At 69.3% G+C, this 15,330-nt stretch carries 11 protein-coding genes; 6 read left to right on the plus strand and 5 right to left on the minus strand.

Annotation, left to right across the window (positions count from 1 at the left end):
• Positions 1-20: 20 nt before the first annotated feature.
• Both fdhF and QY917_RS10515 read right to left on the minus strand, forming a co-directional pair.
• Positions 21-2,912: a formate dehydrogenase subunit alpha gene (gene fdhF, locus QY917_RS10510; RefSeq protein ID WP_123676219.1), complete on the minus strand. Its 2,892-nt coding sequence runs from the start codon at positions 2,910-2,912 to the stop codon at positions 21-23.
• Positions 2,909-4,894, minus strand: coding sequence for an NADH-ubiquinone oxidoreductase-F iron-sulfur binding region domain-containing protein (locus QY917_RS10515; protein WP_123676218.1), 1,986 nt, complete (start codon positions 4,892-4,894; stop codon positions 2,909-2,911). Before QY917_RS10515 ends, fdhF begins: the two co-directional genes overlap by 4 nt.
• Before the next feature lie 350 nt (positions 4,895-5,244).
• Here QY917_RS10515 and pstS point away from each other — a divergent pair, with 350 nt between their 5' ends.
• On the plus strand, positions 5,245-6,360 hold the full coding sequence (gene pstS, locus QY917_RS10520; RefSeq protein ID WP_123676217.1) for a phosphate ABC transporter substrate-binding protein PstS: 1,116 nt from the start codon (positions 5,245-5,247) through the stop codon (positions 6,358-6,360).
• An 18-nt stretch (positions 6,361-6,378) separates the two neighbouring features.
• Here the strand turns inward: pstS and apbC are convergent, their stop codons facing one another.
• The 3 genes from apbC to selD form a co-directional block, all read right to left on the minus strand.
• Complete coding sequence (gene apbC / locus QY917_RS10525; protein ID WP_103737100.1) at positions 6,379-7,470, minus strand: iron-sulfur cluster carrier protein ApbC; 1,092 nt, start codon at positions 7,468-7,470, stop codon at positions 6,379-6,381.
• A 78-nt stretch (positions 7,471-7,548) separates the two neighbouring features.
• The gene (locus tag QY917_RS10530) at positions 7,549-8,619 is read right to left on the minus strand and encodes a tellurite resistance/C4-dicarboxylate transporter family protein (RefSeq protein WP_088888440.1); all 1,071 of its coding nucleotides are present in this window, start codon (positions 8,617-8,619) and stop codon (positions 7,549-7,551) included.
• Complete coding sequence (selD, locus tag QY917_RS10535; RefSeq protein ID WP_123676216.1) at positions 8,616-9,686, minus strand: selenide, water dikinase SelD; 1,071 nt, start codon at positions 9,684-9,686, stop codon at positions 8,616-8,618. Before selD ends, QY917_RS10530 begins: the two co-directional genes overlap by 4 nt.
• A 128-nt stretch (positions 9,687-9,814) precedes the next feature.
• On the opposite strand from selD, the gene mnmH reads away from it, so the two are divergent.
• From mnmH to QY917_RS10560, 5 genes are all read left to right on the plus strand, one after another.
• Positions 9,815-10,864 (plus strand): tRNA 2-selenouridine(34) synthase MnmH, encoded by a 1,050-nt coding sequence (gene mnmH, locus QY917_RS10540; RefSeq protein WP_123676276.1) that lies wholly within the window; start codon positions 9,815-9,817, stop codon positions 10,862-10,864.
• Between the two features lie 166 nt (positions 10,865-11,030).
• A complete protein-coding gene (locus tag QY917_RS10545) occupies positions 11,031-11,600 on the plus strand; it encodes a restriction endonuclease (protein WP_015914120.1) in 570 nt (189 codons plus the stop codon).
• Positions 11,601-11,630: 30 nt separating this feature from the next.
• Entirely contained in the window at positions 11,631-12,863 is a 1,233-nt protein-coding gene (locus tag QY917_RS10550; protein WP_123676215.1) for a patatin-like phospholipase family protein, read from the plus strand.
• Positions 12,864-12,922: 59 nt separating this feature from the next.
• Positions 12,923-14,989 (plus strand): methionine--tRNA ligase, encoded by a 2,067-nt coding sequence (gene metG / locus QY917_RS10555; protein WP_123676214.1) that lies wholly within the window; start codon positions 12,923-12,925, stop codon positions 14,987-14,989.
• The gene (locus tag QY917_RS10560) at positions 14,989-15,318 is read left to right on the plus strand and encodes a hypothetical protein (RefSeq protein WP_123676213.1); all 330 of its coding nucleotides are present in this window, start codon (positions 14,989-14,991) and stop codon (positions 15,316-15,318) included. The genes metG and QY917_RS10560 overlap by 1 nt, the downstream gene beginning before the upstream one ends.
• Positions 15,319-15,330: the final 12 nt, after the last annotated feature.

Below are 15,330 nucleotides of genomic sequence, written 5' to 3' on the forward strand. Positions count from 1 at the left end.
CGCGCCACTGTACGCCGGAGTCAGCCGCCCTGCCCCTGCGGCGGCGCAATGCCCCGCACGGCCACGGCGCAATACTTGAACTCGGGAATCTTCCCGAACGGGTCCAGCGCCGCATTGGTGAGCAGGTTGGCCGCCGCTTCCACATAGGCAAACGGCATGAACACCGCACCGCGCGGCGTGCCGTCGTCGCGGCGCACACGCACCTGCACGGCACCGCGGCGCGAGCGGATCGCCGCCCAGTCGCCCGGCGCCAGCCCTAGGCGCGCCAGTTCGTCGCCGTGCAGCGAGGCCGTGGCGTGCGGCTCGATGGCGTCCAGCACGGCCGATCGCCGCGTCATGCTGCCCGTGTGCCAGTGCTCCAGCTGGCGGCCTGTGATGAGCACCAGCGGATAGTCAGCATCGGGCCGCTCGTCGGCCGGGATGATGTCGGCCGGCACCAGCGTGACGCGGCCCGTGGGGGTGGGAAAGCGCTCGGTGAATACGATGGGCTGGCCCGGATCCTCGACCGAGAGGCAGGGGTAGGTCACGCTGGACTCGCGCTCCAGCCGGTCCCAGCTGATACCCGCGATGGCGCCGGCCATGGCCTGGCGCATTTCCTCATAGACGGCAGCCACGCCAGCTTCTGCGCCCTCGTAGTCCCAGGCCAGGCCCATGCCCTTCGCCATCTGCTGCACGATCCACAGATCGGGCCGCGCGTCACCCGGTGGCGTGAGCGCGCGCCGGCCCAACTGCACCATGCGGTCGGTGTTGCTCACGCTGCCGGTCTTCTCGGGCCAGGCGCTGGCGGGCAGCACCACGTCGGCCAGCCAGGCGGTTTCGGTCAGGAAGATGTCCTGCACCACGAGGTGCGCCAGGCTCGCGAGCGCCTGGCGCGCATGGTTCAGGTCAGGGTCGCTCATGGCCGGGTTCTCGCCCATGATGTACATGCCGCGCACCTTGTGCGGGTCGGCCTCATCGGCCAGGGCCTTGTGCATGATCTCGACCACGGTGTAACCCGGCGCGTCGTCCAGCGGCAAGCCCCAGAACTGCTCGAACCACGCGCGCGCCTCGGCGTTATCCACGCGCTGGTAGTTGGGGAACATCATCGGGATCAGGCCCGCGTCGCTTGCACCCTGCACGTTGTTCTGGCCGCGCAGCGGATGCAAGCCCGTGCCGGGCCGGCCGATTTGCCCGGTGACGGTGGCGAGGGCAATCAGGCAGCGCACGTTGTCGGTGCCATGCACATGCTGGCTCACGCCCATGCCCCAGAGGACCATCGACGCCTTGGCCGTGGCGAACGCGCGCGCCACCTCGCGCAGCGTGTCCGCGGGAATGCCGCAGAGCGGCGCCATGGCCTCAGGGCTGTAGGCGCGCACGTTCTCTCGCAGGGCCTCGTAGTTGAGCGCACGGTCACGGATGAAGGCCTCGTCGGCCAGGCCTTCCTCGATCACCGTGTGGATCAGCGCGTTGAGCACGGCCACATCGGTGTCGGGCCGGAACTGCAGCACGCGCCAGGCGTGGCGCCCGATGTCGGTCACGCGCGGGTCGGCCAGCACGATCTTTGCACCCCGCCGGGCGGCATTCTTCATCCATGTGGCGGCCACGGGGTGGTTGGATGTGGGGTTGGAGCCGATCACCAGAATAACCTCGGCATGCGCCACGTCGCTCACCGGGTTGCTCACCGCGCCCGAGCCCACGCCCTCCAGCAGCGCCGCCACGCTGGAGGCGTGGCACAGTCGCGTGCAATGGTCGACGTTGTTGCTGCCAAAGCCGGTGCGCACCAGCTTCTGGAACAGGTAGGCCTCTTCGTTGCTGCCCTTGGCCGAGCCAAACCCCGCCAGCGCCTTGGGACCGTGCGCATCGCGCAGCGCACGCAGTCCGCCTGCGGCGCGCTGCAGCGCCTCGTCCCAGGTCGCCTCGCGGAAGACCTCGCGCCAGTCCTCGGGCCTCACCGCGCCCTGCCAGTCCTTGGGGACGCCAGGTTTGCGCACCAGCGGCACCGTGAGGCGCTGCGGGTGGTGCGCGTAGTCAAAGCCAAAGCGCCCCTTCACGCACAGGCGGCCCCGGTTGGCCGGGCCGTCACGGCCGTCCACGCGCACGATTTTTTCGTCCTTTACGTGGTAGGTGACGAGGCAGCCCACGCCGCAGAACGGGCAGACCGAGTCCACCGTGCGGTCCACCTTCTGCGGGCCGATGTGGGTCTTGGGACTCAGCGCGCCCGTGGGGCAGGCCTGCACGCATTCGCCGCAGGCCACACAGGTGCTGGCGCCCATGGGGTCGTCCAGGTCGAAGACGATCTTGCTGTCGGCTCCGCGCAGTGCATAGCCGATCACGTCGTTGACCTGTTCCTCGCGGCAGGCGCGCACGCAGCGGTTGCACTGGATGCACGCGTCCAGGTGCACGGCCATGGCCGGGTGGCTCAGGTCGGGCGCGGGCTGCGCGCGGCGCAGCGCGGCCAGCGCGGGACGCACGGCCACGCCCAGCGCATCGGCCCAGGCGCTCAACTCGCCATGCTGCCCCGGGGGCGTTGGTACTTGGTCAAATTGTGCTCCAGCGCTCTCCTGGCAAGCGCTACCAGCTATTGTTTTTGTAGCGTCGTTCCACTTGTAGCCGGTCTCTGGCATGTCGGACAGCAGCAGCTCCAGCACCATCTGCTGGCTCTTGAGCGCGCGGGGGCTTTGGGCGCGCACGCGCATGCCAGGCTTGGGCGCGCGGCAGCAGCTGGGCGCCAGCGTGCGCTCGCCCTCGATCTCCACCACGCAGGCGCGGCAGTTACCGTCGGGCCGCAGGCCATCGGTGTGGCACAGGTGGGGGATCTGCACGCCGTAGCGGCGCGCGGCCTGCCACAGGGTTTCGCCCGGAAGGGCCTGCAAGAGTTCGCCGTCGAGCTCGAACGGCACGGCGCCTGCGCCGGTGTGCGGTGCGGCGCTCATGGGCGATCCTCCGGCACTGCGGCGGGCGGGATGCGCTCGGTGCGCACGCCGCCGCGCGGCAGCGGCAGGTCGCCGGGCCAGGGGCCCTCGCCCACCTCATGCGCAAAGTACTTGTGGATGCAGCGGATCGGGTTGGGTGCCGCCTGCCCCAGCCCGCAGATGGAAGCGTCGGCCATCACCTGCGCCAGGTCGTCCAGCGTGTCCTCGTCCCACAGCGGCGCCTGCATGAGCTGCGCCGCCTTGGCCGTGCCCACGCGGCACGGCGTGCACTGGCCGCAGCTCTCATGCGCAAAAAAACGCATCATGTTCAGCGCCGCATCGCGCGCGCGGTCGTGCTGGCTGAGCACGATCACGGCCGCCGATCCGATGAAGCAGCCGTGCGGCTGCAGCGTGTCGAAGTCCAGCGGCACATCGGCCAGCCGCGCCGGCAGGATGCCGCCCGACGCGCCACCGGGCAGGTAGGCATACAGCACGTGCCCGTCGGCCATGCCGCCGCAGTATTCATCCACCAGTTCACGCAGCGTGATGCCCGCGGGCGCCAGCTTCACGCCGGGTTCCTTCACCCGCCCGCTCACGCTGAAGCTGCGCAGCCCCCTGCGTCCATGGCGGCCGAAGCTGGCAAACCACTGGGGGCCCTTTTCCACGATGTCGCGCACCCAGTACAGCGTCTCGAAGTTGTGCTCCAGCGTGGGCCGGCCGAACAACCCCTCCTGGGCGATATAGGGCGGGCGCATACGCGGCTCGCCGCGTTTGCCTTCGATGCTCTCGATCATCGCGGACTCCTCGCCGCAGATGTAGGCGCCTGCCCCGCGGCGCAGCTCGATGCGCGGCAAGGCGCACGGCGGGTCGGCCTGCAGTTCGGCAATCGCTGTCTGCAGGAGGGCGCGGCAGCCGTGGTATTCGTCGCGCAGGTAGATGTACACCTCTGCGGTGCCCACCACCTGTGCAGCCACCAGCACACCCTCCAGGAAGCGGTGCGGGTCGCGCTCCAGGTAAGTGCGGTCCTTGAACGTGCCGGGCTCACCCTCGTCGATGTTCACCGCCATGAGGGCCACGCCCCCACGCTCCCCCGCTTCGCGTGGTCCGCTGCCCGCCGAGGGGGCCGCTGCCTCGCTTGGGGCGGCCTGGCGCCCGGCAAGGGCCGCCTGCTCGCGCACGATGCGCCACTTGCGCCCCGCCGGAAAACCCGCACCGCCCAGGCCGCGCAGGCCCGAGTCCTCCATGGCCGCAAGCACGCCGTCGGCCGGCACGCGCCCCTGCGCCAGGCCGGCGGCCAACGCATAGCCGCCGCGCGCCCGATAGGCGGCCAATCCCACCCACGGCGGCGCGACCGCCTCCGGCCCGCGCGTGATCGCCGTTTGCGGCAGCGCTTCAAAAACAGGAGCTGTCGGCGCTTGAGGGTGCTGGGCCCGAGCCCGATCCGGCATCAAATCGACCCGCTCCAGCACCGCCCCCAGCGTGGCACGCGGCACCGGGCACTGGTGCACCACGGCCACAGGCGCCTGCTCACAGCGGCCCACGCACGGCGCGGCCTGCACACGCACGTCGCCATGGCCCGCGGCGCTCAGCCGCCCGGGCAGTTCGGCCAGCAACGCGTCGGCCCCGGCCATGCAGCAGGACAGCCCGTTGCACACGCGCAGCACCAGGCGCGGCGGCCCGTCGGCGTCGCGCAGCACCTCGAAGTGGTGGTAGAAGCTTGCCACCTCGTACACCTCGGCCATGGGCAGGTTCATCAGGCGCGCCAGCGCTACCAGGTGCCGCTCGTACAGCGCGCCGTGGCGATCGTTGATCAGGTGCAGGTGCTCGATAAGCCGGTCGCGCGCATAGCCCTCGGGCGGGCGCGCGCCGATCAGCGTCTGCACCTCGGTCAAGGCAGAGGCCTCGGGCTGGCGGCCCTTGAGGTGGGCCTTGCGGCGCAGGCGCTCGCGCAGATCGTCTGCCGTGGCCACGGGCACGGCGGTGAATTCGGGTCGGGAGATCATGGAATCGCGGGGAAAAGGAAGCGCAGGCAGTGTGCGCCGCACCCCCCGCGGCGTCAATGCACGCCGTCCCACCGGGCAGGACTAAGGCGGGGCCCTGCTGTCCGGCACACCGTCCCGCGCTTGACTGCGCGCACTTCGCTTGCCCTCGGCACCTTGGTCCCATACCGCTCCCGCTGCATGGCATCTCATCCAGCCGTCCTGCCTCTTTGCTAAGGCCGGTAAGATGCGCGCCCTTCAAAGCCGCGCTCCGCTCCTGGCTCCCGCCCGGCCCTGCAGCCCCCCGCCGCCGCGCCCCTGGATTGCGGCGCATGCGGGCCCTGCCCCACCACTCTTTCCGACGCTTTCTCGCTATGCAAACGACTTTCCGATCGCGTATCGCGCTGATCGCCGCCCCCGTGCTGGTCAGCCTGGGCCTGGCCGCACCCGCACTGGCCCAAGACATCACCCTGCGTGGCGCGGGCGCTTCCTTTCCTGCCAAGGTGTATGCCCAGTGGGCCAGCCACTATGCGCAGGAGCGCGGCACCAAGGTCCAGTACGCAGCCGTCGGCTCTACCCAAGGCGTGCAGCAGATCAAGGCGCAGCAGGTCGACTTCGGCGCCACCGACATTCCCCTGTCGCAGCAGGAGCTGGCCCAGCATCACCTGATCCAGTTCCCCACGCTGGTGGGCGGTGTGGTGCCGGTCGTGAACCTGCCGGGCGTAGCCAGCGGGCGGCTGCGCCTGGACGCGCACGTGCTGGCCGCCATCTTCGCCGCTCGCATCGACCACTGGAACGACAAGGCGATTGCCGCGCTGAACCCTGAATTGAAGCTGCCCAACCTGCCAATCACGCGCGTCGTGCGGGCCGACGGCTCGGGCACCACGCAAGTGCTGCTCGCCTACCTGCGGCAGGCCGCGGCCGCGGACGACAGCGCCATCCCCCTCAAGGACGGACGTGCGAATTGGCCCGCCGGCGGCGCGATCCAAGCCGTGGAGGGTTCCAGCAAGATGGTGGCGGCGGTGCAGGCCACCGCCGGTGCCCTGGGCTACGTCTCATCGGACTATGTGGTGGGCGACGGTCCCGCCGCCGTCGCGCTGCGCAACCGGCGCGGTGAATGGGTGACCCCTTCGCTGGCGAGTTACCGCGCCGCCGTGCGCGGCGCCAACCTGTTTCGTGACGGCCTGAACGCGCCGCCGCTGGTGGACGTGGACAGCCCCATGGCCTGGCCCATCGTGTCGGCCACCTACATCGTGATCGACAGCAAGCCCGCCGCGCCCGAGCGCACGGCACGCGCGCTCAACTTCTTCTATCGCTCGTTCCTGATGGGCGACCGCGCGGTGGCCGGCACCGGCTTTGCGCCACTGCCCGCCGAGACGCAGGCCCGCGTGGTGGCGCTGCTGAGCACGGTGCGCGCACCGGACGGCAAGCCGCTGCCCGTGATGGGCGGAGCAAAGGAAGGCGCGGGCGCGCGGCTCGCGCTGCGCTGAGCCGCGCGCCCTGGCAGATCAGGTGTTCTTGCTGATCGAGATGGTGGGGAACTTGCTGGAGAAGTCCTTGGCCTGCTGCGCGATCTTCACGGCCACATCGCGCGCCACCTTCTTGTAGATCTGCGCGACCTCGCCGTCAGGGTCGGCCACCACGGTGGGCTTGCCGCTGTCGGCCTGCAGGCGGATGTGCATGTCCAGCGGCAGCGCGCCCAGGTAGTCCATGCCATAGTCGGCGGCCATCTTCTTGCCGCCGTCGGCGCCGAAGATGTGCTCCACATGGCCGCAGTTGCTGCACACGTGCACGGCCATGTTCTCTACGATGCCCAGGATGGGCACGCCCACCTTCTCGAACATCTTGATGCCCTTCTTGGCGTCCAGCAGCGCAATGTCCTGCGGCGTGGTGACGATCACCGCGCCGGTCATGGGCACGCGCTGGGAGAGCGTGAGCTGGATGTCGCCCGTACCCGGCGGCATGTCGATGATGAGGTAATCCAGGTCCTTCCAGTTGGTCTGGCGCAGCAGCTGCTCCAGCGCCTGCGTAGCCATGGGGCCGCGCCAGATCATGGCCTCGTCCTGGTCCACCAGGAAGCCGATGGACATGACCTGCACGCCGTAGTTCTCGAGCGGCTCCATGGTCTTGCCGTCCTCGCTCTCCGGGCGGCGGCTGATGCCCAGCATCATGGGCTGGCTGGGACCGTAGATGTCGGCATCCAGCACGCCCACGCGGGCGCCTTCGGCGGCCAGCGCCAGGGCCAGGTTGGCGGCTGTGGTGCTCTTGCCCACGCCGCCCTTGCCCGAGGCCACGGCGATGATGTTCTTCACCTGCGGCAGCAGTTGCACGCCCCGCTGCACCGCGTGCGCGATCACCTTGGTGTTGATGTTGACCGACACGTTCTCCACGCCCGCCACTGCCTTGGCAGCGGCGATGAACTGGCGGCGCAACTCGGGCACCAGGCTCTTGGCGGGGTAGCCCAGCTCCACGTCGAAGGCGACATCGCCGCCGTTGATCTGCACATTGCGCACCGCGCGCGTGCTCACGAAGTCCTTGCCCGTGTGCGGATCCTGGACGCCGGCGATCGCCGCCAACAATGCCTGTTCTGTGAGTGCCATGGTTGTGTGGTTTGCTGAAGAGAAAGCAGGAGTCTAGCCAAGCGGCCTTGGCACTGGCGCGCCTGTGCCTTTGTTTGCCTACAGCCCACGCAGCTGGCGCGCCACGCTGCGCAGCATGCCGATGAACGCCAGCAGCCAGGCCAGCAGCGCCACGGCAAAGAACAGCCGGGGCAGCGCATCCAGAAAGCCAAAGGCCATGGCCTGGTCCATCTGCCAGGTGCAGGCCGCGTACATGCCCAGCGGAAACACCGCGCCCCAGTACAGCGGGTCGTAGCGCAGCGGAAAGCGGCGCACGCCGTGGCGCCAGATGCCCAGCAGCACCAGCATGGGAATCCACCAGGTGCCCGCGGCCCAGTAAAACACGGTGAAGCCCTTGAGGAACGGCAGCAGCGACACCAGGAACGGCGCCTGCGGCGCATTCAGGATCAGCAGCGAGCCGGCCAGCGTGGAAATGGCCATGGCCCCCATGTTGATCCAGTACGGCGGCGACAAGTCGCCCGGCGAGAAGGGAAAGAACAGGTAGCGGTAGAAGATCAGCGCCATCATCCAGATGTAGAGCATGCCGCCCCATAGCCACATGGACAGCGCCAGCAGGTTGAGCTCCAGCCGCAGCGGCTGGCCGATGCGCGCGGCCAGCAGGGCGCTGGACACGGCCAGCGCCTGCGTGGACACCACGGCCAGCAGCCAGGCACCGCTGATGCCCCGGTCCAGCGGAGGTTTGTCCCGGCGGATGGTGAAGGCCGTGAAGATGGTGTAGGTCAACACCAGCCACAGCAGCGCCGCCAACGCCCATAGCGCGAAGCCCAGCGGCACATGGCCCAGCAGCACGATGCACTGGCTGGCCAGGATGCCCGTGGCCGCCACCATGGTGAAGTAGCCGGTCCCGCGCGCGTGGTCCACCATGTCGCCAAAGAAACGCCGCGGATAGCGCCAGGCCCGCAGTACATACAAGCCCCACAGCACCACGTACTGCACGGCATTCAGGACCAGCAACGCGCGCGCCAGCAGGGGATGGCCCAGCATGTCCGCAGCCAGTGAAACGATGCCTGTGGCCATGACCAGGCCGAAATAGGCAGGCGACAGCTCGCGCAATCCCCCCTGCCCCGCCGGAGTAGCCAGCTGCGGCGGCGACCCCGGCGGCGTGTTCAACGCAGCTCCAGCCGTGCCGGCCCCGCCTGCACGCTGCCAATCACCGCCGCCTGCGCGAAGCCCTCGCGCGCGAACACCGCGAGCACGTCCTGCACGCTGTCCGGCGCGCTGGCCACCAGCAGGCCGCCCGAGGTCTGCGGGTCCGTCACCAACGCCTGTGCGGTGGCCGGCAGGCCGGCGGCCAGCGCCACGCCCTCGCCATAGCCGGCCCAGTTGCGGCCGCTGGCGCCGGTCACGAAGCCCGCCGCGGCCAGGTCCGCCACGCCGGGCAGCAGCGGCACGCGCGACCAGTCGATCTGCACCGTGACGCCCGCGCCGCGCGCCACCTCCAGCGCATGGCCGGCCAGGCCGAAGCCCGTCACGTCGGTGATGGCGTGCACGCCGGGCAGCTCGGCCAGCAGCGGGCCGGGGGTGTTCAGGCGCGTGGTGGCGGCAATCATCTCGCGGTAGTGGGCGTCGGCCAGTTGCTCCTTCTTCAGCGCGGCCGAATACACGCCCACGCCCAGCGGTTTGCCCAGCACCAGCACGTCGCCCGGCTGGGCGCCGGCGTTGCGGCGCACCCGGTCCGGGTGCACCAGGCCCATGGCCACCAGGCCGTAGATGGGCTCGACCGAGTCGATGGTGTGGCCGCCCGCGATCGGGATGCCCGCCGCGCGGCACACGTCCTGTCCGCCGCGCACGATGGCGCCGATCACGTCCAGCGGCAGCGTGTTCACCGGCATGGCCACCAGCGCCAGCGCCATGATGGGCTTGCCGCCCATGGCGTACACGTCGGACAGCGCGTTGGTGGCGGCGATGCGGCCGAACTCGTATGGGTCGTCCACGATGGGCATGAAGAAGTCCGTGGTAGCCACCAGCGCCTGGCTCTCGTTCAGGCGGTACACGGCCGCGTCGTCCGAGGTCTCGATGCCCACCATCAACTCGGGCGGCATGACGGCGCCCGCGCCGCTTTGCTGCAGGATCTGCGACAGCACGCCCGGCGCGATCTTGCAGCCGCAACCGCCGCCATGCGATAGCGAGGTCAGGCGCGGATGGGAAGGGGCGGCGGTGGGTGCTGAAGCATTCATGGCAAACAGGGAAAAAGCGCGGTGACGGACAATGGCGCCTGCCCCGACGCAAAAAAGTGTGCCGCGGGCGCGCCGCGCGCATCATCCCAGATTCGCACCTGCCCGGCTTTGTTCAGCACCGCATTCCCGTGTCCCACCACCGCCCCATCCGTCCCGAAGACCGCCACCAGTTCGACGCCCTCATCGACGCGCGCTCGCCCGCCGAATACGCCGAGGACCACATCCCCGGCGCGATCAACTGCCCGGTGCTGAACGACGAGGAGCGCGCCATCGTCGGCACCATCTACGTGCAGCAAAGCGCCTTCGAGGCGCGCCGCGTGGGCGGGGCCATGGTGGCGGCCAACCTGGCGCACCACCTGCGCACGCATTTCGCCGACAAGCCTGCGCACTGGCGCCCGCTGGTCTACTGCTGGCGCGGCGGCATGCGCAGCGGCTCCATGGTGCAGTGGATGCGCCTGGTGGGCTGGGACGCGCAGCAGCTCGCCGGCGGCTACAAGTCCTTTCGCCGCCATGTGATGACGCAGATCGAGACCCTGGTGCCGCAGCTGGAGCTGCGCGTGCTGGTGGGCGCCACCGGCAGTGCCAAGACGCGCGTGCTGCAGCAACTGGCCGGCATGGGCGCGCAGGTGCTGGACCTGGAGCACTACGCCCGCCACAAGGGCTCACTGCTCGGCGCGCTGCCGGGCGTGCCCCAGCCATCGCAAAAAAATTTCGAGACACAGATCGCCACCGCACTGGAGGCGCTGGACCTGTCCCGCCCCGTGTATGTGGAGGGTGAGAGCGCGCGCATCGGCCGCCTCACGGTACCCGTGCCGCTGGTGCAACGCCTGCGCGCCGCCGCGTGCATCGAGATCGAAGCCACGCCCGAAGAGCGCCTGGCCTACCTGCTGCGCGACTACGCTTACCTGGGCGACGACCCCGATGCACTGGCCAAGCGCCTGGGCACACTCACCGAGCTGCAGGGCAAGGAAGTCGTGCAGCGCTGGCAGGCCTGGGCCCGGGCGGGGGAGCTGTCCGCGCTGTTCGCCGAGCTGATGCTGCTGCACTACGACCCGCACTACGGACGCTCGCAGGCGCGCAACTTCACGCACTGGGAGACACGCCAGCGCGTGGGCGCGCCGGACCTGTCGCCCGAGGGCATCGCCAGCGTGGCGCAGGCCGTGCTGGCGCTGGAATAGTTTGGCATCAAATCAGGCTGCAGCGTTTTATGGATAAGCGCAAGCAGCTATCATTTTTGAAAACCTCTCGCGCACATGAAATCCCGGCGATTCGTACGGGAACACGCCGCCTTCAGCTAGGCTCAAACCCACCTCATTCCTCAAGGACTCCTTTGTGAAACTGAAGATGGCCCCGAACTCGGGCTTCGCAATCCTGCTGCGCTCGCCCTGGTGGGTGAGCTTTGCCATCGCCGCCGCCATCGTGCTCGTCTGCGGCGCACTGCTGCCGAGGGACATCGCCCCGTTCGCCGCCATGGGCGCGCTGCCGATCGCCGTGATCGGCTGCATCGCCGCGTGGCGCCAGTGGCGCGCCCCCAGCGCCGCGCGCGTTCAGGGTGCCCTGCAGGCCGCTGCCGCCATGCCGTGGAAGGATTTCGCCAACACGCTGGAGCGCGCATGGCGCACCGAGGGGCACGAGGTGCAGCGCCTGGCCGGCCTGCACGCGGACCTGCGCATCACGCAGGGCGACCGCGCGGTGCTGGTGGCCGCACGCCGCTGGAAGGCCGCCACCCATGGTGTGGAACCCCTGCGTGAACTGCACGCCCAAGCGCAGCAGCAAGGCGCGCAGGCCGTGTACGTGGCGCTGACCGGCACCGTGAGCGAGACCGCACGCAGCTTTGCGCGCGAGCATGGCGTGGTGCTGCTGGAGGGCGATGCCCTGGCTGCCCTGCTGCTCAAGGCCACGCCCGCAGGTTAAAAAAAAGCGCAACCCAAGCCGCGTGGCTCCATGACCCACTCCCCTGCCCCTGCGCACACCGGCCTGGTGCTGATGGGCGGCGGCGCGCGCGCCGCCTACCAGGTGGGCGTGCTGCAGGCGATTGCCGACCTGCGGCTGGCTTGCGGCGAGCGGCGCGGGCCGGGGCCATTCGGCATCCTCACCGGCACCTCGGCCGGAGCCATCAACGCGGCGGCCCTGGCCTGTGGCGCGGACCAGTTCGACCGCACGGTGCGGCGCCTGGCGCGCGTGTGGACCCAGTTCCATGCCCGACAGGTGTACCGCGCCGACTCCCTGAGCGTGATGCGCAGCGGCGCGCGCTGGCTCACGCTGCTGTCGCTGGGCTGGGCTCTCACCCGCTGGAGCCGCATGCGCCCGCACTCGCTGCTGGACAACGCGCCGCTCGCGCAGCTGCTGGACCAGTTGGTGCCGCTGGCGCGCGTGCCGCGGTTGATCCGCGCGGGCCATCTGCGCGCCCTGGCGGTGACCGCGTCCAGCTACAGCTCGGGCCAGCACGTGGCGTTCTTTGACGCCGGAGACGCCCAGGAGCCCTGGGTACGCTCATTGCGCAAATCCGCGCGCGGCCCCATCACGCGCAACCACCTGCTGGCCTCGTCGGCCATTCCGTTCATGTTCCCGGCAGCGCCACTGGCCATCGACGGGCACACCGAATACTTCGGCGACGGCTCCATGCGCCAGACCGCGCCGCTGGCGCCCGCCATCCACCTGGGTGCGTGGCGCCTGCTGGTGGTGGGCACCAGCCGCACCTATGAGCCGCCGCGCCCCTGCATGGCTGGCACGCAGCAGCCCTACCCGGCGCTGGCCCAGGTGGCGGGCCACACGCTGTCCAACATCTTTCTGGATGCGCTGTCGGTGGATATCGAGCGCGCTCAGCGCATCAACCAGACGCTGGCGCTGATTCCGCCCGAGGCCCGCAGCCACAGCCCGCTGCGGCCGCTGGATCTGCTGGTGTTCGCCCCCTCGCGCAACCTGGACGAGATGGCGGCACGGCATGTGTGCGATCTGCCGGGGACCATCCGCACCCTGCTCAGCGCGCTGGGCGTGCGCGCCGACCGGCCTGACGCCGGCACCGGCGCGCTGGCCAGCTATTTGCTGTTCGAGCGCGGCTACACGCGCGAGCTCATGGCGCTGGGCCACGGGGACGCGCTGGCGCGGCGCAGCGAGATCTGCGCCTTCTTCGGCTGGCAGGACCACGGCAATCCCGTGCGGGCGCCGCGGAACTGACACGCCCTAAAATCGAGGGTTGCGCCTCGAAACCCGAGGCGACTGGAGAGCCGCCCCCGATGACCGCACGCAAGATCTTCGTCACCACCGCCCTGCCGTATGCCAACGGCAATTTCCACATCGGCCACATCATGGAGTACATCCAGGCCGACACCTGGGTGCGCGCACAGCGCATGCAGGGCAACGCGGTCAATTTCGTCGGCGCGGACGACGCCCATGGCGCGCCCATCATGATTGCCGCCGAGAAGGCGGGTAAGACGCCCCAGCAGTTTGTGGCCGACATCGCCGCCGGACGCAAGCAATACCTGGATGGCTTTCACATTGCCTTCGACAACTGGAGCAACACCGACAGCCCGGAGAACCACGAGCTGTCCCAGCAGATCTACCTGGACCTGAAGGCCGCCGGCTTCATCGAGACGCGCACCATCGAGCAGTTCTTCGACCCCGAGAAGAACATGTTCCTGCCCGACCGCTTCATCAAGGGCGAGTGCCCGCGCTGCCATGCCAAGGACCAGTACGGCGACAACTGCGAGGTCTGCAGCTCGGTCTACGCGCCCACCGACCTGATCAACCCGTACTCGGCGCTGTCGGGCGCCAAGCCGGTGCTCAAGACCTCCGAGCACTTCTTCTTCAAGCTCTCCGACCCGCGCGCGGTGGAGTTCCTGACCGAGTGGACGCAGAACGGCCAGCATGTGCAGCCCGAAGTGGCCGCCAAGATCAAGGAATGGTTCGGCACGCGCACCAATCCCGACGGCACGACCAGCGAAGGTCTGGACGACTGGGACATCTCCCGCGACGCCCCCTATTTCGGCATCGAGATCCCCGATGCGCCGGGCAAGTACTTCTACGTGTGGCTGGACGCCCCCGTGGGCTACCTGGCCTCGCTCAAGAACCTCTTGAACAAGCGCGGCGAGGACTACGACGCCTACATGGCCGACCCGCAGCTGGAGCAGTACCACTTCATCGGCAAGGACATCATCACCTTCCACACGCTGTTCTGGCCCGCCATGCTGAAGTTCAGCGGCCGCAAGACGCCCACGAAGATCTGCGTGCACGGCTTCATGACCGTGAACAACGGCGAGAAGATGAGCAAGAGCCGCGGCACGGGGCTGGACCCGCTCAAATACCTGGCCCTGGGCATGAACCCCGAGTGGCTGCGCTACTACCTGGGCGCCAAGCTCAACGGCAAGAACGAAGACATCGACTTCAACCCCGAAGACTTCATGGCCCGCGTGAATTCCGACCTGATCGGCAAGTACGTGAACATCGCCAGCCGTGCCGCGGGCTTCATCTTCAAGCGCTTCGGCGGCAAGCTGGGCGAAGTCAGCGCCGATGGCCAGGCGCTGCTGGCGCAGCTGCGCGAACAGGCCGGTCCCATCGTTGCGGCCTACGAGGCGCGCGACACGGCCCGTGCCGTGCGCGAGACCATGCTGCTGTGCGACCGCGTGAACAGCTACGTGGACGCCAACAAGCCCTGGGAGCTGGCCAAGCAGGAAGGCATGGAGGCGCGCCTGCAGGACGTCTGCACCACCTGCATCGAAGCCTTCCGCATCCTGACGATCTACCTCAAGCCCATCCTGCCGCAGGTGGCGGCCGAGGTGGCGCGCTTTCTCATCGTGCCGCCCGAGCAGTTTGCCGAAGTGGCCCAGCCCCTGGGCGCCGGCCACCAGATCGGCCAGTACCAGCACCTGATGCAGCGCGTGACGCAGGAGCAACTGGACGCGCTGTTCGAGCCGCCGGCTCCCGTGGTCGAAAAGGCCATCCCCGGCGGAGAGGAAATCGCCCCGACGATCACCATCGACGACTTTGCCAAGGTGGACCTGCGCATCGCGAAGATCGTGAAATGCGAGGCCGTGGAAGGCTCCACCAAGCTGCTGCGCCTGACACTGGACGTGGGCGAAGGGCAGACACGCAACGTCTTCAGCGGCATCGCCAGCATGTACAAGCCCGAGGACCTGCAGGGCAAGCTCACGGTGATGGTGGCCAATCTGGCGCCGCGCAAGATGAAGTTCGGCCTGAGCGAGGGCATGGTGCTGGCCGCCAGCCACGCCGACGAGAAGGCGCACCCCGGCATCTTCGTACTGGAGCCCTTCCCCGGCGCGCAGCCAGGCATGCGCATCCACTGATGCCCCAGCCTCGGCGATCGCGCCAGCCCCTGCGCCTTGCGGCGGCAGGGGTTTTTTTGTGCGCCTTGCTTTCGGGGTGCACGGTGGTGGCGGTGGGTTCAGCCGCCGTCAGTGTCACGGCGACCGCCGTGGGGCTCGCGGCCGACGCCGCCGTGGGCACGGCCAAGGTTGTCGGTAAAGGCGTGGGCAAGGCCTATGACGCGATGACCGAAGACGAAGAAGACCACAGCGGCATCACCGTCCGCTACCGCGAAGGCGGCGCACCGCAGCCGCTGCCGGATGCCCCGCCGCAGGAGCAGGTGGCACCCACGCCTGAGGCGCTGCCGTAGCCGCTGCGCGCG

Source organism: Diaphorobacter sp. C33 (assembly GCF_030503915.1).
Classification (GTDB): domain Bacteria; phylum Pseudomonadota; class Gammaproteobacteria; order Burkholderiales; family Burkholderiaceae_C; genus Diaphorobacter; species Diaphorobacter nitroreducens.

What these genes read in the sequence shown, in the direction of transcription:
- QY917_RS10515 (WP_123676218.1), bottom strand. Translation starts at nt 4,894, where the DNA reads ATGATCTCCCGACCCGAATTCACCGCCGTGCCCGTGGCCACGGCAGAC.
- QY917_RS10560 (WP_123676213.1), top strand. Translation starts at nt 14,989, where the DNA reads ATGCCCCAGCCTCGGCGATCGCGCCAGCCCCTGCGCCTTGCGGCGGCA.
- metG (WP_123676214.1), top strand. Translation starts at nt 12,923, where the DNA reads ATGACCGCACGCAAGATCTTCGTCACCACCGCCCTGCCGTATGCCAAC.
- selD (WP_123676216.1), bottom strand. Translation starts at nt 9,686, where the DNA reads ATGAATGCTTCAGCACCCACCGCCGCCCCTTCCCATCCGCGCCTGACC.
- QY917_RS10545 (WP_015914120.1), top strand. Translation starts at nt 11,031, where the DNA reads ATGGCCCCGAACTCGGGCTTCGCAATCCTGCTGCGCTCGCCCTGGTGG.
- fdhF (WP_123676219.1), bottom strand. Translation starts at nt 2,912, where the DNA reads ATGAGCGCCGCACCGCACACCGGCGCAGGCGCCGTGCCGTTCGAGCTC.
- apbC (WP_103737100.1), bottom strand. Translation starts at nt 7,470, where the DNA reads ATGGCACTCACAGAACAGGCATTGTTGGCGGCGATCGCCGGCGTCCAG.
- pstS (WP_123676217.1), top strand. Translation starts at nt 5,245, where the DNA reads ATGCAAACGACTTTCCGATCGCGTATCGCGCTGATCGCCGCCCCCGTG.
- QY917_RS10550 (WP_123676215.1), top strand. Translation starts at nt 11,631, where the DNA reads ATGACCCACTCCCCTGCCCCTGCGCACACCGGCCTGGTGCTGATGGGC.